Origin of the sequence: Halomonas sp. ALS9 (genome assembly GCF_001651035.1) — a bacterium.
Classification (GTDB): domain Bacteria; phylum Pseudomonadota; class Gammaproteobacteria; order Pseudomonadales; family Halomonadaceae; genus Vreelandella.
The window spans coordinates 797,076-816,097 of sequence record NZ_LXRG01000192.1 but is presented as its reverse complement, the minus strand read 5'-3'; the positions used below and the strand labels follow the sequence as shown (position 1 = coordinate 816,097).

Sequence of the window (19,022 nt, the reverse complement as noted above, 5' to 3'; positions counted from 1 at the left end):
GCTATGATAAATGTCATCATAAAGCACCGAACGCCACAGTAAAAATAACGGAACTCATTATGCTCACGTAACGTGTTTTATTTGTTCCCTAGGAAATCTTATGTCTTTAGTGTTGCCCCAAGGTCAGCTTGACCAATTTTTCCTGCTTTCGCAGGATCTGTTCTGCTGTATTGACTTTGAAGGCACGCTGCTGCAAGTCAATCCAGCCTTCGAGACACTGCTAGGGTATTCATCCGAAAAATTAATCGGGCGTGCCTGTGGCGTTGTGGTGAATTCCCTTGATCATCCCGTCATCGAGCGGGCGCTAAAGCGAATGCATCAAGGAGAAAAGGTCATTCCTTTCGAGGTGCGCGCCGTTTCCGCAACCGGCAAACAGCATTGGCTAGAAGTGACGGCTTCATTTGGCGATGGGGTGATTTACGTAATCGCCCGGGTGATTACGCGCCGTAAAGCCGCCGATGAGCAGTTGCTGCGCAACCAACGCCTATTCAAAATTGCCGGTGAAACCGCGCTGATTGGCGGTTGGTATGTCGATATGGCGGATGGCAAGCCAATTTGGTCAGATGAGCTCAGCCATATCCACGGTATGCCCGCTGGGTTTCAACCCAGCGTTAAAGAGGCGTTCGCTTTCTATGCACCGGAGTCGCGAGAACGCCTGCTGGCGGCGTTCAATGCCTGCTGTGAGCACGGCGTAAGTTTTGATAGTGAGTATGAGGTGATTACCCGCCAAGGTAAGCACCTTTGGGTTCGGGCAATTGGTAAAGCGGTATGCGATGACGAGGGGCGCATCATTCAGGTGCAGGGAGCGTCGCAGGATATTACCGAGCAAAAGCAGCTGCGCGAAGAACTCACCCAGCTTGCGCACCGGCTTACCATGACCCTCGATAGCATTACCGACAGTTTTTTTACCCTGGATACTGATTGGCGTTTTAGCTACGTTAATCGTGAGGCTGAGCGCACGTTGAAGCGCAGTGAAGGCGAACTGCTAGGCCAGCATATTTGGCAGATATTTCCTGACGCCGTGGGCAGCAGATTTCAGAAAGAGTATCAGCGTGCCGCGAGCCAACAAGTAGCGGTTCATTTTGAGGCGTTCAATCCGCGGCTCAATAGTTGGCTTGAGGTACACGTATACCCTTCAACTGAGGGGCTTGCGGTCTATTTTCGCGATATTAACGAGCGTAAATTGACCGAGCACCAGCTAAAACTGCTGGAGCGTAGCGTTGAGTCAAGCACCAATGGCGTCATCATTGTCGATGCGCAACGTGCTGATTGGCCAATTGTGTATGTCAATGCCGCCTTTGAGCGCATTACCGGCTATTCGCGCAGTCAGGTACTGGGGCGTAACTGTCGTTTTCTACAGGGAGAGGAGACCGACCCCGCCACCATTAAGCAGCTACGGGAGGGGGTTACCGAACAGCGTGAAGTACACGTGGTCATACGCAACTATCGGCGTGATGGCACGGTTTTTTGGAACGACCTGTACATTTCGCCTGTTCTCGATGAAAACGGCCAAGTAACCCACTTTATTGGCGTTCAGAACGATATTTCTGAACAGCGCGAATATCAGGCCCAGCTTGCCCATAACGCCCACCATGATGCCCTGACAGGACTGCCCAACCGTCTGCTGCTAGGTCAGCGTTTAGAGCAAGGGTGCGTGGTGGCGCGCCGCTACCAGCGCTACATAGCCGTGCTGTTTATTGACCTGGACGATTTTAAGCCGATCAACGATACCTTGGGCCATGAAGTGGGCGATTTTATTCTGGTCGAGGTTGCCAAGCGCCTGGAGAATGAGCTGCGCCCCTGGGACACTGTGGCACGTTTTGGCAGCGACGAATTCGTCGTGCTGCTGCCAGATCTGGCCCACCAAAATGATGTGATACAAGTGGTAGAGCGGGTTCTTCAGGGGCTTTCACCACCTTACTCGTATCGTGGCAGCGAGCTGCGCATCACCGCCAGCATCGGCATTGCCATCAACGATGGCAGCATAAAAAAACCTCGCCAGCTTATCCAGCAAGCGGATTTGGCAATGTACAAAGCCAAACGGCGTGGGCGCAATACCTATCACTGGTATACCGAAGACTTGAATCGCAAGGTAAGCGAGCGGGTCAGCTTGCGCAGTGCACTACAGCACGCCATTGAGCAGCAGCAGTTTGAACTTCATTACCAGCCGCAAATCCACGCCCCAAGTGGTCGCGTGGTTGGCGTTGAGGCGCTGATCCGTTGGCCGCACCCTGAGCGCGGTAATATTCCGCCGTCAGATTTTATTAGCCTTGCCGAGGATACCGGCCAGATCATTCCCATCAGCGAATGGGTGTTGGCCACCGCTTGCCGCGATGCCCAGCAGCTTAATGGCCTGGGGTTAGGTGAAATCACTATGGCGGTCAATATCTCGCCGATGCAGTTTCAACGGCCCGGTTTTTTCGCCTCAATTGAGCAGGTGCTGGCTAGCAGCGGCCTCACGTCATCGCTGTTAGAGCTGGAACTGACCGAGAGCGTTCTGATGGACAGTGCCGAACAAGCGATCCAGGCGTTAAAGAGTTTGCGTACGCTGGGGGTTCAAATTGCGCTAGATGACTTTGGCACCGGCTTCTCTAGCCTAAGCTACTTAAAACGCTTACCGATTAACCGCATCAAGATTGACCGCTCCTTTGTGCGTGATGTGATCTCCGACCGCCACGACGCCGCCATTATCGACGGCGTTGTCGCCATGGCAAACAAAATGGGGCTGGAGGTGCTGGTCGAGGGCGTAGAAGAAGCCGAGCAATTTAACTACCTTCAGCAGCGCGGCTGTGACTATTTCCAGGGCTACTATTTTGCCCGCCCCATGCCCCTCGATGCCCTGCGCGAATTTTTGCACAATCCACCTGCGGTCATACCGTCACACTCTTAGCCCCTGCATAAATAAAAACGGCGTGCCGCTGACCGGGGCGACTCTGGTACACTTTCTGCTAACGACTCCTTTGTTTTGTCAGCAGGAAATATCTTCGATGAGCCAAGCCACGAATCAGTCTTGGGGCGGTCGCTTTAGCGAGCCCACCGATGCCTTTGTTGCACGCTTCACCGCGTCAGTTAATTTCGACCAGCGCCTGGCCCCCCAGGACATCCAGGGCTCCATCGCCCACGCCACTATGCTGGCTCGGGTCGGGGTGCTCACCGATGATGAGCGTGATGCGATTATTAACGGTCTGAACGAGATTCAGGGCGAAATCGAGCGCGGCGAGTTTAACTGGTCGGTGCCGCTGGAAGACGTGCACATGAACATCGAAGCGCGGCTGACCGAAAAAATTGGCATAACCGGTAAGAAGCTCCACACCGGGCGTTCGCGTAACGACCAGGTCGCCACCGATATCCGCCTGTTTATGCGCGATGAGATCGATGTGATCGAAGTGGAGCTGAAACGCCTGCGTGAAGGCATGATCGAACTGGCTGACCGCGAAGCCGAGACGATTATGCCCGGCTTTACCCACCTGCAAACTGCCCAGCCGGTCACCTTTGGCCACCATATTCTTGCTTGGCAAGAGATGCTGGCTCGCGACCACGAACGCCTGTTGGACTGCCGCAAGCGCGTCAACGTAATGCCGCTGGGCGCTGCCGCCCTGGCCGGCACTACCTATCCCATCGACCGCCACGTGACCGCAGAGCTGCTAGGCTTTGACCGCCCGACGGAAAATTCCCTGGATGCAGTCTCCGATCGTGACTTCGCCATCGAATTTACCAGCTTTGCCAGCATCCTGTTGATGCACTTGTCGCGAATGAGCGAAGAGCTGGTGCTGTGGACCAGCGCCCAGTTCAATTTTATCGATCTGCCCGACCGCTTCTGCACCGGCTCATCAATTATGCCGCAGAAGAAAAACCCCGATGTGCCGGAGCTGGTGCGGGGTAAAACCGGTCGCGTGTATGGCCACCTGATGTCGCTGTTAACACTGATGAAATCACAGCCGCTGGCCTACAACAAAGATAACCAGGAAGATAAAGAGCCGCTGTTCGATGCGGTAGATACCGTGCGTGATTGCCTAAAAGCCTTCGCCGATATGGTGCCCGCCATTGAGCCCAAAAAAGCCAGCATGTATGAAGCGGCGCGGCGTGGTTTCTCCACTGCGACTGACTTGGCCGACTACCTGGTGCGCAAAGGCGTGGCCTTCCGCGACGCCCACGAAATCGTCGGGCAGTCGGTGGCTTATGGCCTGAAAACTGAAAAAGACCTGTCTGAGATGAGCCTGGATGAGCTCAAGCAGTTCTCCGACATCATTGAGCAGGATGTTTTCGAGGTGTTAACCCTGGAAGGCTCGGTCGCTGCCCGAAACCACATTGGTGGTACCGCACCCAATCAGGTGCGGGCGGCCGCTCAGCGAGCTCGTGAGGCACTGGCTGCGCTCAAGGCGGGCGCATGAAAGCCCTGGCTATTATGGCCTTTTCGGCACTGCTGTTCGTTAGCTTGGCAGGCTGTGGGCAAAAAGGGCCGCTGTATTTACCGGACGATGCACCCGCCACCGAACCATCTGGCCAGTCGTCTGAGCCCTCTGAATAGAGCGTTGCAGGCCCAGGAGAAGGGGAGAGCACCATGGATTACTTTAATTACCGCGATGGCGTGCTGTACGCCGAAGATGTGCCGCTGTCACGGATTGCCGACGAGCACGGCACGCCCTGCTATGTCTACTCAAAAGCGACCTTTGAACGTCACTTTCGCGCCTATACCGAAGCGCTGGGTGGTCACCCGCACCTGATTTGTTACGCGGTGAAGGCTAACTCTAACTTGGCCGTGCTGGGCCTGTTGGCCAAGCTGGGGGCGGGGTTCGATATTGTTTCCATCGGCGAGCTTGAGCGCGTGCTTAAGGCGGGTGGCGATCCGGCAAAGGTGGTGTTTTCCGGGGTTGCCAAGCAGCCCCATGAAATGGCTCGTGCGCTGGAAGTAGGCATTAAGTGTTTTAACGTTGAGTCACGCCCCGAGCTTGAGCGCTTGAATCGCGTCGCCGGTGAGCTGGGCAAAATAGCGCCGGTTTCGTTGCGGGTGAATCCGGATGTGGATGCGGGTACTCACCCGTATATCTCCACCGGTTTGAAGGACAATAAGTTCGGTATCCCGGTCGATGAAGCGCTGGATGTCTACGAACTAGCGGCAAGTCTGCCCAATCTGCAGGTAAAAGGCCTTGATTGCCACATTGGCTCGCAGCTTACTGAAACGGCGCCGTTTTTAGATGCGCTGGATCGCCTTCTGATGCTGATGGAGCGCCTGCGTGAGCGCGGTATCGAAATCGACCACCTCGATTTAGGCGGCGGTTTAGGCGTGCCCTACCGCGATGAAAAACCGCCCCAGCCGTTTGATTACGCCAGCCAACTGCTGGCGCGGCTTTCCCGCTGGGAAGGCGGCGAGCAGCTCACCTTGTTGTTTGAGCCAGGCCGTTCGATTGCCGCTAACGCCGGTGTGATGCTGACCCGAGTGGAGTTTTTAAAGCCAGGCGAGACCAAGAACTTCGCCATTGTCGATGCGGCCATGAACGACCTGATTCGCCCGGCCTTGTACCAAGCCTGGCAGGCGATTGTGCCGGTGGATACCCGCCAAGCGCGTGAAAGCGCCTATTACGACGTGGTGGGCCCAGTGTGTGAAACAGGCGACTTTCTGGGTAAAGAGCGCGAGCTGGCAATTGCCGAAGGTGATCTGCTGGCGGTGCGCTCGGCAGGCGCCTACGGTTTTGTTATGGCGTCGAACTACAACAGCCGCCCGCGTGTCGCCGAGTTAATGGTCGATGGCGACAGCTGCCACCTAGTGCGCGCGCGGGAAACCGTTGCCAGTCTATGGGCGGGTGAAGCGCTGCTGCCCGAAGGGGGGCGCTAATGCTGTTACACTTCACCAAAATGCATGGCCTGGGCAATGACTTTGTCATGGTGGATCTGGTCACTCAGCGCGCCCGGCTGGACGAAGCGCAAATTCGCGCGCTAGCTGACCGACGCTTTGGCATTGGCTTTGACCAGCTATTGGTGGTCGAACCGCCCCGGGATCCGGAGATGGATTTTCGCTACCGCATTTACAATGCCGACGGCAGTGAAGTGGAAAATTGCGGTAACGGCGCGCGCTGTTTTGCTCGCTTCGTGCGCGACCAGCGGCTAACCCATAAGCATGAAATTCATGTGGAAACTGCCGGTGGGCCCTTGGTACTCACCGTTCAGCACGATGGTATGGTACGCGTGGACATGGGCCGCCCGCGGTTTAGCCCTCTGGCGCTGCCGTTCGATGCGCCTGGTGATCAGCCTCTTCACCCACTTGAAGTGGGCGATGAAACGCTGCAGATCGGCGTGGTCTCTATGGGCAACCCCCACGCGGTGATGCAGGTCGACAATGTGAATGATGCCCCGGTCGAGCGCCTCGGGCCCTTAGTAGAGGCGCATCCGCGTTTTCCCAAGCGTGTTAACGTGGGCTTTATGCAGGTGCTCTCGCCCAGTGAAATTCGTTTGCGCGTGTATGAACGCGGCAGCGGTGAAACGCTGGCCTGTGGTACCGGTGCCTGCGCCGCGGTGGCCAGTGGCATTCGTCAGGGGCTGCTGAAAAGCCCCGTAAAAGTCCATTTGCCCGGTGGAGAGCTCAGCATTGAGTGGCCTGACCCTGAAGGGGCGCTAACCATGGTGGGGCCGGCCACACGCGTCTTTGATGGACGCATAGCTCTTGGTTAAGCAGTGCTGGGTTAAGTAGTACCCCATTAATTCGAGGAGAACGGCGATGTCTCAAGCCCCCGAACCCCGCAAGACGCTCGAGCCTGATCAAGTGGCGTTCTGGCTGGCGCGCCATCCCGATTTTTTCGTCGGCCGTGAAGGGCTGCTCCAGCAGCTGCAGGTGCCCCACCCGCATATCGACGGGGCGGTGTCACTGCTCGAGCGTCTGGTGTTAGACCTACGCAAGCGTGCTGAAACCGCTGAAGGTCGCCTGGAGCACCTGCTGGAGACCGCCCGCCATAACGAGTCCCAGTACCGCCGGCTGCGCGAAACCTTGATCGCGTTGGTAGAAGCGCCTGATCGCGATGCACTGGCGCAAGCGCTGGCTACCCAGCTTAGCGAGCGCTTTGAAACCCCGGCCACGGCGTTGTGGTGCCCTGCCACGTTAAGCGACAGTGAACCGACGCCCCCTCAGCCGCCGCGCCATGTGTTGGATCAGTACGCTAGCACGCGGCTGTCAGCGCTGTTGGATGGCCGCACCAGCCGCTGCGTTAAGCTAAGCGTTAGCGACTGGAAGTGCCTGATACCCCATGTCAAAGCACCCCGCAAAGCGGGTTCCTGCGCTATTTCGCGCCTCTCGGCGGGCGACTCCTTGGGCTATTTACTGCTAGCCAGCCCCAGCCCTGATGCTTACCGGGCCAGTATGGACACGCTGTTCACCGAGTACTTGGGCGATATCGTCGCGCGGCTGCTGGTGCGTCTGGGCGATCATGGCTAAATCGCCGCTAGATGAGCCACCCCTGGTTGAGACGCCGATAGCCAAGCGCGTTGAGGCCTTTCTAGCTATGCTGGCGTCCCATGCAAGCCCTGCCACGGTGGAGGCTTATCGGCATGATCTGGCGGCGCTATGTACCTTCACAGAGCGCCGCGCAGTGACGGATCCCACGGCGCTAGATACCGCACTGCTAAGGGCGTTTTTGGGCTCAGAACGCAGCCGTGGCTTGGCGCCTAGAAGCTTGGCTAGGCGTCGGGCGGCACTGTCACGTTTCGCTGATTACTTGGTTAAGCAGGGCGTACTGGTGGATAACCCGGTGGGCTTACTGCGTACGCCTAAGCAGCCCAGCCACCTGCCGCGCCCAGTGGATGTCGATGCGCTGGCGCGCTTTCTCGATACACCCCACGACGGTTCGCCCTTGGGCGTGCGCGATCAGGCCATTCTTGAACTGTTTTACTCCAGCGGCCTGCGCTTAGCGGAGCTGGCGGCGCTTGATTTGGGCGATTTACAGAACAGCCGGGTAAGGGTGATCGGCAAAGGCGGTAAGCCGCGTCAGGTGCCGGTAGGGCGCCGTGCCCAGCAGGCGCTGGCTGAGTGGCTGGGGTGTCGCTCCGTGCTCGCACCTATTAACGAGCAGGCGCTGTTTGTGGGCCAGCGCGGACAGCGCTTGGGCCATCGCGCCATTCAAAAGCGCTTAGCGCAGCTGTCGCTTGCCCGGGGCCTGCCCGAGCATTTGCATCCTCACCGCTTACGCCACTCCTTCGCCAGCCACCTGTTGGAGTCGAGCCAGGATTTACGCGCCGTGCAGGAACTGCTGGGGCACGCCAATTTGTCGACCACACAAATCTATACCCGGCTTGATTGGCAGCATCTGGCGACCAGCTACGATGCAGCGCATCCTCGGGCTAAAAGAAGCCCCAGTCCCGGCAACGGGGACAATAGAACCAAATAGCCCAGGAGCAAACATGACGATGCTGAAGGCAATTACCTTCGATTTGGATGACACGCTTTGGGATAACCACGGGGTGATGGCGCGTACCGAGGAGGGCCACTATCGCTGGCTTCTGGAGGCCCTTCAGACATGGCGAGCGGCACGCCAGGAAACCGCCCTTGCGTTATCCCATGAAGAGGGCGGGCTGGATTACCTTCAGCGTCGTCAACAGTTGGCTAAAGAAGTGCCTGAACGGCGGGGTGACTTCACTTGGCTACGTTTGCGCGCCCTGGAGGCCCAGTTAGAAGACGCAGGCCTGCACCGCAGTGCTGCGTTGATGTGGGCATCAGCGGCGATGAATGAGTTTCACCGCCTGCGCGTGCAGGTCACCCCCCACCCGGAAGCGGCTGGTTTGCTGGCCACCTTGGCGGAGCGCTACCAGTTGGCGGCGATCACCAACGGCAATATTCATCTTCAACGTCAGCCGCTGGCTAGCTACTTTCCAGTCGCCATTGCGGCGGGCGAGTTACTGGCGCCTAAGCCGGATCCTACGCCGTTTCTCACCGCGCTCTCGCGCTTAAACGTGGCCCCTGAACGCGCCATGCACGTGGGCGACTCCTGGCAGGAGGACGTGCTGCCCGCTCAGCAACTGGGTATGCACGCAGTATGGATTTCTGAAACAGAGGAGCAGACGTTGCCGCCGCGTGTGTATCGCATAGCCCATATTAAAGAGCTGCCCAGCGTGCTTGATACGTTAGAAAAGACGTTAGAAAAAAGTGACTAGAGGGGCGTCATTCGGGCGGCGTATACAGCCACTGATTGAGCTTCTGTGACAGTGTATCGACGCCGTCGCGCTTGAGAGAGGAGAATAGTTGAACGGAGACGAGATCTTCCCACTCCTTCAACTGCGAGCGCACTTTTTGCAACGCCGCGCTGGCAGGCCCTCTTTTCAGCTTGTCTGCTTTGGTGAGCAAAATATGCACCGGCATGCCGCGCTGGTCGGCATAGTCGAGCATCATTTGGTCGAACTCGGTGAGCGGGTGGCGTACGTCCATTAGCAGTACTAAGCCGCGCAGACTAAAACGGTTGCGCAGGTACTCGGCAAGGTGTTTTTGCCACTCTAGTTTGACCGCCTCCGGTACCTTGGCGTAGCCGTAACCCGGCAGGTCGACCAAACGCCGCGCCTCGTCGTTCATCACGCTGAAGAAGTTGATCAGCTGGGTGCGCCCCGGCGTGCGCGAGGTGCGCGCTAACGCATTTTGTTGCGTTAGTGCGTTGATAGCACTGGATTTGCCCGCGTTTGAACGCCCGGCAAAGGCGACTTCTGCGCCGGTATCATCCGGGCATAGGGCCAGGGTGGGGGCGCTGATAAGAAAACTTGCTGTCGGGTAGTTCAGCCGAGGGACTAGGCTATCATGGGGGGTAGTCATGGGGTTGATCCTGAAAAACGAACATAAAAACGGCCTACTCTGCGCACTATCACCTCTTTATCGCCTCATCATCAGGTAAAGTAGAGCGCATAATAGCGACTCATGATAAAGAAATGAGAGCAGTACCGCGACGAATTACCCCTAAAGCAGTCCAGCACTTGCATTCCCGCCGCTGGGGTGATTCGTTATAATGCAAGCGGTTTATATCTGCGACCTGGGGCGCTAGTGTACCATCGCGATACGTTATTGGTATTAGCGGAGGTTGGTATTGGCGGAGCTAACCCTGGTAACTTGTGAAACCTGGGAGGCGCTCAGGGTGCGTACCAGTCAAACATAAAACGGCATAGTGGAATAGCAATGAGAAAGTTACTGGCAAGCCTAGCAATTACCATGGGCGCCGTTGGCATCGCCCACGCTCAAACGGACTATCAAGCCGATGCAGACGCATCCGCTGGCCAGGAAATGGCCCAAACTTGCGCCGCCTGTCATGGGCAACAGGGCATTAGCCCATCGGGCGCTTTCCCTAACCTGGCGGGTCAGCAGATGTCTTATCTGGCTAAGCAGATTATGGATATCCGCGACGGCAACCGCATGGTTCCCCAAATGGCTGGTCAGGTAGATGACTACTCTGATCAAGACGCCTGGGACGTAGCGGCACACTTTGCACGCCAAGATGCCAATCTAGGCCAAACCAGTGACGAAGACGCTGAGTTACTGGCCCGCGGTGAAGAACTTTACCGCGCTGGCGATATGTCCAAGGGCATCCCAGCCTGTGCTGCCTGTCACACACCGACCGGTGTCGGTATCGGTAGCGCCGTTTATCCGGGCCTTTCTGGTCAGCACGCTGAGTACACAGTCTCAACGCTGCAGGATTTCGCGGCAGGCGATCGTAACAATAGTCCCAACAACATCATGGGCGACATCGCTTCAAAAATGAGCGACAACGATATGGAAGCAGTGGCTAATTATTTGTTAGGTTTGAACTAACGTTTTAACAAACTCGTTTCAAACTGGAAATAAGCAGCCTCAACACTTCCTCATGTCGTTTGCGGGCCCTCACTTGGTAACGTGCTTGTAACGTTCGCTAGCTGAGGGAACCCGCTCATGTATCCAAGGTCTCACTTTTCGCTTACTCATGGAGAGTCTTTTAAGATGTCTAAAACGCAAGCGATGTTAAAAACGCTAATGGCCGCACTGGTTGGTTTGGGGCTTTCTGCGGCAGTGAGTGCCCAGGAAGTGGTTGAGGGTCAGCACTATGAGGTGCTTGAAGCGCCGGTAGAGACCCAGGTTGACGATGGGCAAGTTGAAGTCACCGAAGTTTTTTGGTTTGGCTGCCCGCACTGCTACCGTCTGCAAACGCCGATTAACGAGTGGTACGAGACCCTGGACGACGACGTCAGTGTCGTCAAAATGCCTGCCACCATGGGCGGCGATTGGAATACCCACGCGACAGCATTTTACGCGGCTGAGTCGCTGGGCATCGAAGATGAGCTACACGCTGATTTCTTTAACGCCATCCATAAGGAAAAACAGTCGCTCACAGAACCCGATGAGATTGCAGCTTTCTTCGCCAACTATGGCGTCAGTGAAGAAGAAGCCAAGCAGGCGCTGACTAACTTTAGTGTGCGTAGTGAAGTGAATGAAGCTAACCGGCGCATGCGTCAAATGAAGTTGATGGGTGTGCCAGCCCTAGTGATTGATGGCCGTTTTCTGGTAACGCCGAGTTCAGCCGGCAGCCTTGATAACATGCCGAAAATCGCTGAAGCGTTAGTCGAGCAGGTGCGTGCTGAGCGCGCAGAATAACCGTGTTGCGTGAAGCGAGGGAGCGTGATGAAGCAGCCCTAATCGGCCCACGCTCGACGCTGCTTGAAGACGGGCACTTGCGTTTGCTTACCTTTAATTTACAGGTGGGCATCCAGACATCTGCGTATCATCACTACCTTACCCGTAGCTGGCAGCACCTACTACCTCACCCGCGTCGCCAGAAGCGGCTGGACGTGATGGGAGAAGTGCTGAGCAAGTTTGATGTGGTGGGGCTTCAAGAGGTCGATGGCGGTAGTTTTCGCTCAAGCCGCGTCAACCAAGTGGAGTATCTCGCTGCCAAAGCGGGGTTTCCCCACCATGTTCAGCAGCTCAACCGCAACCTGGGCCGCATCGCCCAGCACAGTAACGGTTTACTCTCGCGGTTGGTGCCCAGCCAAATAGAAGAACACCGTTTGCCAGGTGCCATGCCTGGTCGTGGCGCGATTCACGCACGTTTTGGCGAAGGGCCGGATGCGCTGCACGTATTCGTCGCCCACTTGGCGCTTAGCCATCGTGGCCGGGTGCGCCAGCTCAATTATTTAAGTGAGATTATCCAACCGTTACGCCACGTGGTGGTAATGGGGGATCTCAACTGTACCCCTGACCAGCTGCATGCCCATGAGCGTTTCAGTGCGTCGCTACCGCTGCACCCGGTTAAACCCCTGCTTAGCTACCCCTCCTGGCAGCCGCGCCGGGCGCTGGATCATATCCTGTTGTCGCAGTCGTTAGAGGCCGCCGAAGTTCGGGTGTTAGATCATCTGTTCTCTGATCACCTGCCGATCGCCGTCGATCTCCCCTTGCCCGAGGCATGTTTAACGGCAATTCGCCCAAGCGTTTAATAATAAGCATGCTGTGCAGCGCGTGGGCGCTGCATTGTCCGCGTATATGCGCTATTGTCTGGGGCGCTGACTCCCCTTAGTCGTTTTACGCGAGACACTTCCATGTCGGACACAACACAACTACCTGCATTTATTGGTGCGCTGGACCGCGCTTCAGAGTGGTTCGGACGTACCCTTGCGTGGCTGATCATCATTATGATGTTGATTCAGTTCGCGATTGTACTGCTTCGTTATGCCTTCAGTGTGAACAGCATTTTTATGCAAGAGCTAGTGATGTATATGCACGCCAGTGTCTTTATGCTTGCGGCCGCCTATACGTTTCGCCACGACGGCCACGTGCGGGTTGATATTTTCTATCGAGGCATGACCCCGCGCCGCCAAGCGTTAATCAATGTCGTGGGCATTATTACGCTACTGATTCCGGTGATGATCTTTATCATTGCTTCTAGCCTGGGCTATGTCGCTAACTCCTGGCGTATCCTGGAAAGCTCCCCTGATTACGGCGGTATTCCAGCCGTCTACGCGCTGAAAACCTTAATACCGCTGTTTGCCGTGCTGATGATCGTGCAAGGCGTCATTGAGATTGTGCGCAATGGCTACGTGATGGCCGGGCGGATAGTGCCGTCCGCAGCCGGTGGCAATCATCTTGAGGAGCGTGTTTGATGCTGGAATTCATGCCGATTATTTTATTTGCCGTTATATGCATTGTGTTGATGTTCGGCTTTCCCGTAGCACTCTCCCTGGCGGGTACGGCGCTGCTGTTTGCCGGTATGGGGCTGGGTCTTGAAGCGATAGGTATCGACGCCAACTTTGATAGCGGCTATCTCGCCGCCTTGCCCAACCGGCTCTACGGCATAATGACCAACCAAACGCTGTTGGCGGTGCCGCTGTTTGTGTTGATGGGCGTGTTGCTGGAAAAATCTAAAGTGGCTGAGACGCTGCTGGATGCCATGGCCTTGTTGTTTGGCGCTATGCGCGGCGGTTTGGGTATTTCGGTGACGCTGGTGGGTATGTTGATGGCGGCCTCAACCGGTATTGTGGGGGCCACCGTGGTCACCATGGGGCTGATGTCACTGCCGACAATGCTTAAGCGTGGCTACAGCACATCGTTGGCCACAGGCACCATTTGCGCTACCGGCACCTTGGGCCAAATCATTCCACCCTCCATCGCCTTGGTGCTGCTGGGTGACGTGCTGTCATCGGCGTATCAGCAAGCGCAGCTGGACATGGGCATTTTTAGCCCTAAAACCGTTTCGGTGGGCGACTTGTTTATGGGCGCGCTAGTGCCTGGCTTGCTGCTGGTCGTGATGTATATGATTTACGTCGCCCTGGTGGCGTGGTTGCGCCCGCATATGGCGCCTGCTGCTGACCGTGAAGAGTTAATGGCTGAGCTTGGCCACACCTCAGGGATTGGCATGTTGCTGCTCAAAGGGCTGGTGCCTCCCGTGGTGCTGATTGTGGCAGTACTGGGCTCGATCTTAAGTGGTTTTGCCACGCCTACGGAGGCCTCCGCAGTAGGCGCCTTTGGCGCTCTAGTGTTGGCACTGGCTTACCGTCAGCTCGACTGGGCGACGTTGAAAGACGTGCTACGCTCGACGACTCACGTCACTACCATGGTGTTTTTGATCCTGATCGGTGCGGCGCTGTTTTCGCTGGTGTTTCGTGCCTATGGCGGCGAACACATGGTCACCGAACTGTTCGAGGCAATGCCCGGCGGGGTGGTAGGCGCTACGATCATCGTTATGCTGGTGATTTTTCTGCTCGGCTTTATTCTCGACTTTATCGAAATCACTTTCGTGGTGGTGCCGATCGTCGGGCCGATTCTGCTCGCCATGGGGCTTGATCCGATTTGGCTGGGCATCATGATCGCGATCAACCTGCAAACGTCGTTTTTAACGCCACCCTTTGGCTTCGCGCTGTTCTACCTGCGCGGCGTGGCGCCGCCGTCTGTGTCTACATCGGCGATTTACCGTGGCGTTATCCCGTTTATTTTGATGCAGCTGGGTATGCTGCTCATGCTGAGCTTCTTCCCGCAGCTAGCAACATGGCTGCCTGATCAGTTTTAGTTCAAGGGCAATGAGTTGACGTCTAGTGAGTTGAAATACATCGCAGCTATCAACGGATAGATGTGGCAACCTAATTAAAAAGCAGTTAATAGCCATGAATGGCCTGTAGCAAACCGCCTGGTGTTCTACGCTAGGCGGAGTATTCCCTACTCAATAATAGTAATAATAGAAAGTAAGAGGGTTATTGTATGAAAGCCAAAACACTCCCCGTCGCCATTGCCATGACGACCGCTCTCTCCGCCAGTTTGCTGGTGGTCTCTAGTGTTGATAATCACGCCCAGGCACAAGAAGACGAGTTTCGGTGGAAAATGGTCACCTCCTGGCCGAAGAATTTCCCAGGGGTTGGCCAAGGCCCTGAGCGCCTATCGCAGCTGGTTGATGAAATGTCGAATGGTCGTTTGACCATTGAGGTCTTCGGGGCTGGCCAATTGGTGCCGGGGTTTGAGGTGTTTGACGCCGTTTCCGACGGCACCGCTGAACTTGGCCACTCTGCCTCCTATTACTGGAAGGGCAAAGCACCTGCCGCACAGTTCTTTGCCGCTGTGCCGTTTGGGATGAACGCCCAAGAGATGAATGCCTGGCTAAGCTATGGCGGTGGCATGGAGCTGTGGAACGAGCTTTATGATGACTTTGGCGTTGACGTAATGGTCGCGGGTGCCTCAGGCGTGCAGATGGGCGGCTGGTACAATAAAGAAATCAACTCGGTTGACGATCTAAACGGCCTAAAAATGCGCATGCCCGGCCTGGGTGGCGAAGTCATGAGCCGCATGGGCGTGGCCATTGTTAATATGCCTGGCGGCGAAATCTTTACCTCGCTACAGTCGGGGGCGATTGACGCAACCGAGTGGATTGGCCCCTATAACGACTTGGCGTTTGGCCTGCATCAAGCTGCCGACTATTACTACTATCCTGGCTGGCACGAGCCGACGGTGATGTTCGAGGCGATCGTTAACGAAGAGGCTTATGCGGAGCTGCCAGCGGATCTGCAGGCGATCCTGCGTAGCGCGATTAGCGACATCAACCAAAGCGTGCTGGATGAGTACACCGCGCGTAACAACGACGCGTTGGAAACCCTGGTCAACGAGCACAGTGTTGAGCTACGACGCATTCCTGACGATGTACTCGCTCAAGCCCGCGAACATTCGGCTGATGTGGTTGCAGAGTTGGCGGAATCAAGCGAGCTGGCCACGCGTATCTATGACTCTTATCAAGCGTTCCAGGAAAAAGTTGAGGATTACCACGCCATCTCCGAGCAAGCGTACTACAACGCCCGCAACCCCGAAGGTGACACCGCCCAATAGTTGGCCGTGCTCGACGTACACGAACGCAATGGCCGCCTGCGGGCGGCTTTTGTGTGGCTGGCAGTTACGTTTTCGGCAGCATAAGGCGCGCAGCTTGGGTATCCTAGTGAGTATCTTAAAAGCAGGCGCACAGTGGCGTTTGTTTTGCCGATTTTGCCGTGAAGGAGCCTCATGTCTACCCATTCCCATCTTCGCAATGTGCTTACCATCGCGGGTTCCGACCCTTCCGGTGGCGCTGGTCTACAGGGCGATTTAAAAACCTTTTCAGCCCTCGGCGTTTACGGCACCAACGTAATTACCGCGGTGATTGCCCAAAACACCTGCGGCGTGGCCTCGGTATACCCTGTTGCCCCTCAGGCCATTCGCGAGCAGTTGGAGCACCTGCTGGATGATGTGGCGATAGAGGCGGTTAAAATTGGCATGGTGGCCAGCCGCGAGGTCGCCGAGGTGATCGCCGATGTGCTGCGTCAGCGACGCCCACGCTGGATTGTGCTCGACCCTGTGATGGTCGCTAAGAGCGGCGATATTCTGGTCGACGATGAAGGCATTCGCGCCGTACGCGATATTCTCGTGCCACTGGCCGATGTGATTACCCCTAATCTGCCGGAGGCCGCGGTGCTGCTCGACATGCCCTCGCCCACCAGTTTAGACGCCATGGAGGCGATGCTACCGGGCTTGGCGCAGTTGGGCGCGCCCTATGTGGTGTTAAAAGGCGGCCATCTAAGGGGGGCGACCTGCCCGGATCTACTGGCAACCCCCAACGGCCATGAGTGGTTGCCCGCCTCGCGTATCGATACCGACAATTTACACGGTACCGGCTGTGCGCTCTCTTCGGCGATTGCCGCCTGCCTGGCGAAGCTCCCCGTGGATGCCGACGCGGATGCCCCGGTAGCCGCGATCAGCGATGCCAAACAGTGGCTGCACGCGGCGTTAGAAGCGAGCGTGCGTCTAAATGTAGGCAAAGGCCGCGGCCCGGTGCATCATTTTCACGCCTGGTGGTGATGGGGTGTAGTGCGATAAGGCATGTGGGCAATCGGTAACTTGCCAGAAACCGCATTGCGCACCATGCTAAGGAGTGTTTGCTTAACGGCTTGTAAGGCTGAGTTGCTCAGCCGAGGAGCGTTTCGCCATGCCTCGTTCGATCCCAAGTACCAATCCAAGTACTATCCCAAGTACGATCCCAAGTACGATCCTATTCGCCACCGACCTTTCTGCTGACAATCGCGCGGCGTTTGCCCGGGCATTACGCTTGGCCTACGCCCGAGGGGTACAGCTAGATGTGCTGCACGTGTTGGATCCTTACCTGCCGCGGCGTGTGCTGCGTGATGTCGAGAGCGCGGTGGTGGAAGACATCACCACCATGTTGACGGATCTACGCGAAGACTACGCCCTGGAGGCGCCGAAAACGCTGATCCAGACCGTGACCGGTTCACCTCACGTTGAAATTGTCCGTGAAGCCCACGAGCGCAATGCCGAGCTGATTGTGCTGGGCATGCATCGCAAGCGCGGGCAAAAAGACCTGCTGGCGGGCACTACCGCTATGCGCGTGCTGCGCAGCGCCCCTTGCCCGGTGGTGGTCTCTTCTCATCAGCCCACCCAACCTTGGCAGCACATCCTGGTGCCGATCGATTTTTCGCTGACGGCGCGGCATACCTTGAAAGAGGCGCTGATTCGCTTTCCTGAAGCCACGCTCACCCTACTGCACGCCTGGACACTGCCCGGTGAACGCGAACTGGGTTCGCAAGCCTATTACGCCCACTGGCGAGAGCATGAGGTGCTACGGCTACGCGAGCAGTTGAATAATGAAATTGATAGCCTGATGGGAGAGCTTGACGGCGTGCCCGACGTTGAATTGGTGCTAGAGCAAGGCGCGCCCTGTGACGTCCTGCAGGCGTACATGAAGCGCCACTCGCCGGATCTGGTGATGATTGGCAGTCGCGGGCAGCCCCATCACACCAGCCAGCTAACCGAGATGCTGCTGTGTGAACCGCACTGCGATCTAATGCTCTGCCGCGCTTGGTAAGCGAGTGCTATTAAAAAATGGGTGCCATTAAAAATAAGTGCTATTAGAAAAAGTACTGTGCTGACAATAGTGAGTATTGTACGGAACCTTTATTTCTATTATCGGTATGTATAGATATTATGCCGTAAGGAGGTTCTATGTACACATGCATATTGGGTGCTAGGCGTATCGTTCAATTGTCACTGCTTCTCGCGGGGCTCTCGTTAATGCCCTGGGCGATGGCCAGCAGTGTGACCGAAAAAGGCGAGGTGTTTGAGCGCACCGTAGAGGAACACGGCCAGCGCTATGGCCTGATCGGGAGCGGCGTGTTTCGTTACATGATCTGGACGGCCTACGCTGGCGCCTATTACCAACTTGAAGGTGAAACCCAGCCGCAGCCGTTGAGCGACGTACCACGGCGTCTGGAGTTGGCTTATTTTCACGCCATCGACGCCTCCGACTTTGCTGAAGCGACTGAGAAAACGCTCAAAGATACTCTCACTCTGTATGAATTCAATCAGATTAAAGAGCCACTTGCGCGTTTAAATCAGCGCTATCGGGACGTAGTGCCTGGAGATCGCTACCTGCTTAGCTGGAACGGCGAGCAGCTGCGTCTGGCGCTAAATGGAGAGGTGCTGTTTGAAGAAGAGAATGCTGAGTTTGCCAGTGCGATGTTTAGCATTTGGCTCGGCGAGCGCCCACTAGGTGAGGGCTTTCGCGATGCGCTGCTAGGGAAAAATTAACAAGCAGTCGTTATAATCGCCGTTTGTTAGTTCGGAGTAGCTTTGTGAAGGCACTCATTCAGCGCGTTAAGCGCGCCAGCGTAGAGGTTGAAGGTGAGATCGTTGGCAGCATCGATCATGGCCTGCTGGCGCTGGTGGGGGTGGAGAAGCACGATGACGCGGCCGCTGTAGAAAAGCTGCTGCATAAGCTGCTCCACTACCGCGTGTTTGGCGACGCTGACGGTAAGATGAATCACAACCTACAGCAGGTGAACGGTGGCTTGCTGCTGGTTTCTCAGTTCACTCTGGCAGCAGATACTCACAAAGGGCTGCGGCCCAGCTTCTCCAGCGCCGCTCCCCCAGCCAAAGGTGAAGAGCTGTTTAACTTGCTGGTTAGCCAAGCGCAAACTGCCTGGCCGAACGTGGCCACCGGGGAGTTTGGCGCCGATATGCAGGTAGCGCTGGTCAATGATGGCCCGGTAACGTTTTTGCTGGAAAGTTAGTCGGG

The 19,022-nt window shown here is 56.5% G+C and carries 19 protein-coding genes; 18 read left to right on the top strand and 1 reads right to left on the bottom strand.

Annotated elements, in window-relative coordinates; all coding sequences use genetic code 11:
* Positions 1-100: 100 nt before the first annotated feature.
* From A6R74_RS17525 to A6R74_RS17495, 8 genes are all read left to right on the top strand, one after another.
* Entirely contained in the window at positions 101-2,890 is a 2,790-nt protein-coding gene (locus tag A6R74_RS17525) for a bifunctional diguanylate cyclase/phosphodiesterase (protein ID WP_064235735.1), read from the top strand.
* A gap of 97 nt (positions 2,891-2,987) precedes the next feature.
* Positions 2,988-4,391 carry an argininosuccinate lyase gene (gene argH / locus A6R74_RS17520; RefSeq protein ID WP_064235734.1) on the top strand — a complete coding sequence of 468 codons (1,404 nt, stop codon included), beginning with the start codon at positions 2,988-2,990 and terminating at the stop codon, positions 4,389-4,391.
* Complete coding sequence (gene lptM, locus A6R74_RS22570) at positions 4,388-4,528, top strand: LPS translocon maturation chaperone LptM (RefSeq protein WP_121499414.1); 141 nt, start codon at positions 4,388-4,390, stop codon at positions 4,526-4,528. The genes argH and lptM overlap by 4 nt, the downstream gene beginning before the upstream one ends.
* Before the next feature lie 33 nt (positions 4,529-4,561).
* Positions 4,562-5,833 carry a diaminopimelate decarboxylase gene (gene lysA / locus A6R74_RS17515; RefSeq protein ID WP_064235733.1) on the top strand — a complete coding sequence of 424 codons (1,272 nt, stop codon included), beginning with the start codon at positions 4,562-4,564 and terminating at the stop codon, positions 5,831-5,833.
* Positions 5,833-6,666: a diaminopimelate epimerase gene (gene dapF, locus A6R74_RS17510; RefSeq protein WP_064235732.1), complete on the top strand. Its 834-nt coding sequence runs from the start codon at positions 5,833-5,835 to the stop codon at positions 6,664-6,666. Before lysA ends, dapF begins: the two co-directional genes overlap by 1 nt.
* A gap of 46 nt (positions 6,667-6,712) precedes the next feature.
* Positions 6,713-7,423 (top strand): DUF484 family protein, encoded by a 711-nt coding sequence (locus tag A6R74_RS17505; RefSeq protein ID WP_064235731.1) that lies wholly within the window; start codon positions 6,713-6,715, stop codon positions 7,421-7,423.
* Complete coding sequence (locus tag A6R74_RS17500; protein ID WP_064235730.1) at positions 7,416-8,372, top strand: tyrosine recombinase XerC; 957 nt, start codon at positions 7,416-7,418, stop codon at positions 8,370-8,372. Before A6R74_RS17505 ends, A6R74_RS17500 begins: the two co-directional genes overlap by 8 nt.
* Before the next feature lie 13 nt (positions 8,373-8,385).
* Positions 8,386-9,135, top strand: a complete 750-nt coding sequence (locus tag A6R74_RS17495; protein WP_064235729.1) for an HAD family hydrolase — start codon at positions 8,386-8,388, stop codon at positions 9,133-9,135.
* 7 nt (positions 9,136-9,142) lie between these two features.
* Here the strand turns inward: A6R74_RS17495 and yihA are convergent, their stop codons facing one another.
* A complete protein-coding gene (gene yihA, locus A6R74_RS17490) occupies positions 9,143-9,781 on the bottom strand; it encodes a ribosome biogenesis GTP-binding protein YihA/YsxC (RefSeq protein WP_064235728.1) in 639 nt (212 codons plus the stop codon).
* A gap of 357 nt (positions 9,782-10,138) precedes the next feature.
* On the opposite strand from yihA, the gene A6R74_RS17485 reads away from it, so the two are divergent.
* From A6R74_RS17485 to dtd, 10 genes are all read left to right on the top strand, one after another.
* Positions 10,139-10,768 (top strand): c-type cytochrome, encoded by a 630-nt coding sequence (locus A6R74_RS17485; protein ID WP_064235727.1) that lies wholly within the window; start codon positions 10,139-10,141, stop codon positions 10,766-10,768.
* Between the two features lie 183 nt (positions 10,769-10,951).
* On the top strand, positions 10,952-11,584 hold the full coding sequence (locus A6R74_RS17480) for a thiol:disulfide interchange protein DsbA/DsbL (RefSeq protein ID WP_064235799.1): 633 nt from the start codon (positions 10,952-10,954) through the stop codon (positions 11,582-11,584).
* A gap of 2 nt (positions 11,585-11,586) precedes the next feature.
* Positions 11,587-12,423, top strand: coding sequence for an endonuclease/exonuclease/phosphatase family protein (locus A6R74_RS17475; RefSeq protein WP_064235726.1), 837 nt, complete (start codon positions 11,587-11,589; stop codon positions 12,421-12,423).
* A gap of 102 nt (positions 12,424-12,525) precedes the next feature.
* Entirely contained in the window at positions 12,526-13,086 is a 561-nt protein-coding gene (locus A6R74_RS17470) for a TRAP transporter small permease subunit (protein ID WP_007112318.1), read from the top strand.
* On the top strand, positions 13,086-14,489 hold the full coding sequence (locus tag A6R74_RS17465; protein WP_064235725.1) for a TRAP transporter large permease: 1,404 nt from the start codon (positions 13,086-13,088) through the stop codon (positions 14,487-14,489). The genes A6R74_RS17470 and A6R74_RS17465 overlap by 1 nt, the downstream gene beginning before the upstream one ends.
* 188 nt (positions 14,490-14,677) lie before the next feature.
* Positions 14,678-15,790, top strand: coding sequence for a TRAP transporter substrate-binding protein (locus A6R74_RS17460; RefSeq protein WP_064235724.1), 1,113 nt, complete (start codon positions 14,678-14,680; stop codon positions 15,788-15,790).
* Between the two features lie 171 nt (positions 15,791-15,961).
* Positions 15,962-16,792: a bifunctional hydroxymethylpyrimidine kinase/phosphomethylpyrimidine kinase gene (gene thiD / locus A6R74_RS17455; RefSeq protein WP_064235723.1), complete on the top strand. Its 831-nt coding sequence runs from the start codon at positions 15,962-15,964 to the stop codon at positions 16,790-16,792.
* Positions 16,793-16,967: 175 nt separating this feature from the next.
* Positions 16,968-17,813 (top strand): universal stress protein, encoded by an 846-nt coding sequence (locus A6R74_RS17450; protein ID WP_064235798.1) that lies wholly within the window; start codon positions 16,968-16,970, stop codon positions 17,811-17,813.
* 137 nt (positions 17,814-17,950) lie between these two features.
* Complete coding sequence (locus A6R74_RS17445) at positions 17,951-18,535, top strand: chalcone isomerase family protein (protein ID WP_064235722.1); 585 nt, start codon at positions 17,951-17,953, stop codon at positions 18,533-18,535.
* A 44-nt stretch (positions 18,536-18,579) separates the two neighbouring features.
* The gene (dtd, locus tag A6R74_RS17440; protein ID WP_064235721.1) at positions 18,580-19,017 is read left to right on the top strand and encodes a D-aminoacyl-tRNA deacylase; all 438 of its coding nucleotides are present in this window, start codon (positions 18,580-18,582) and stop codon (positions 19,015-19,017) included.
* The last annotated feature ends 5 nt before the right edge of the window (positions 19,018-19,022 follow it).

Bases quoted from the DNA above. Each gene is read 5' to 3' on its own strand.
- A6R74_RS17525 (WP_064235735.1), top strand. From the start codon at position 101: ATGTCTTTAGTGTTGCCCCAAGGTCAGCTTGACCAATTTTTCCTGCTT.
- argH (WP_064235734.1), top strand. From the start codon at position 2,988: ATGAGCCAAGCCACGAATCAGTCTTGGGGCGGTCGCTTTAGCGAGCCC.
- lptM (WP_121499414.1), top strand. From the start codon at position 4,388: ATGAAAGCCCTGGCTATTATGGCCTTTTCGGCACTGCTGTTCGTTAGC.
- lysA (WP_064235733.1), top strand. From the start codon at position 4,562: ATGGATTACTTTAATTACCGCGATGGCGTGCTGTACGCCGAAGATGTG.
- dapF (WP_064235732.1), top strand. From the start codon at position 5,833: ATGCTGTTACACTTCACCAAAATGCATGGCCTGGGCAATGACTTTGTC.
- A6R74_RS17505 (WP_064235731.1), top strand. From the start codon at position 6,713: ATGTCTCAAGCCCCCGAACCCCGCAAGACGCTCGAGCCTGATCAAGTG.
- A6R74_RS17500 (WP_064235730.1), top strand. From the start codon at position 7,416: ATGGCTAAATCGCCGCTAGATGAGCCACCCCTGGTTGAGACGCCGATA.
- A6R74_RS17495 (WP_064235729.1), top strand. From the start codon at position 8,386: ATGACGATGCTGAAGGCAATTACCTTCGATTTGGATGACACGCTTTGG.
- yihA (WP_064235728.1), bottom strand. From the start codon at position 9,781: ATGACTACCCCCCATGATAGCCTAGTCCCTCGGCTGAACTACCCGACA.
- A6R74_RS17485 (WP_064235727.1), top strand. From the start codon at position 10,139: ATGAGAAAGTTACTGGCAAGCCTAGCAATTACCATGGGCGCCGTTGGC.
- A6R74_RS17480 (WP_064235799.1), top strand. From the start codon at position 10,952: ATGTTAAAAACGCTAATGGCCGCACTGGTTGGTTTGGGGCTTTCTGCG.
- A6R74_RS17470 (WP_007112318.1), top strand. From the start codon at position 12,526: ATGTCGGACACAACACAACTACCTGCATTTATTGGTGCGCTGGACCGC.
- A6R74_RS17465 (WP_064235725.1), top strand. From the start codon at position 13,086: ATGCTGGAATTCATGCCGATTATTTTATTTGCCGTTATATGCATTGTG.
- A6R74_RS17460 (WP_064235724.1), top strand. From the start codon at position 14,678: ATGAAAGCCAAAACACTCCCCGTCGCCATTGCCATGACGACCGCTCTC.
- thiD (WP_064235723.1), top strand. From the start codon at position 15,962: ATGTCTACCCATTCCCATCTTCGCAATGTGCTTACCATCGCGGGTTCC.
- A6R74_RS17445 (WP_064235722.1), top strand. From the start codon at position 17,951: ATGTACACATGCATATTGGGTGCTAGGCGTATCGTTCAATTGTCACTG.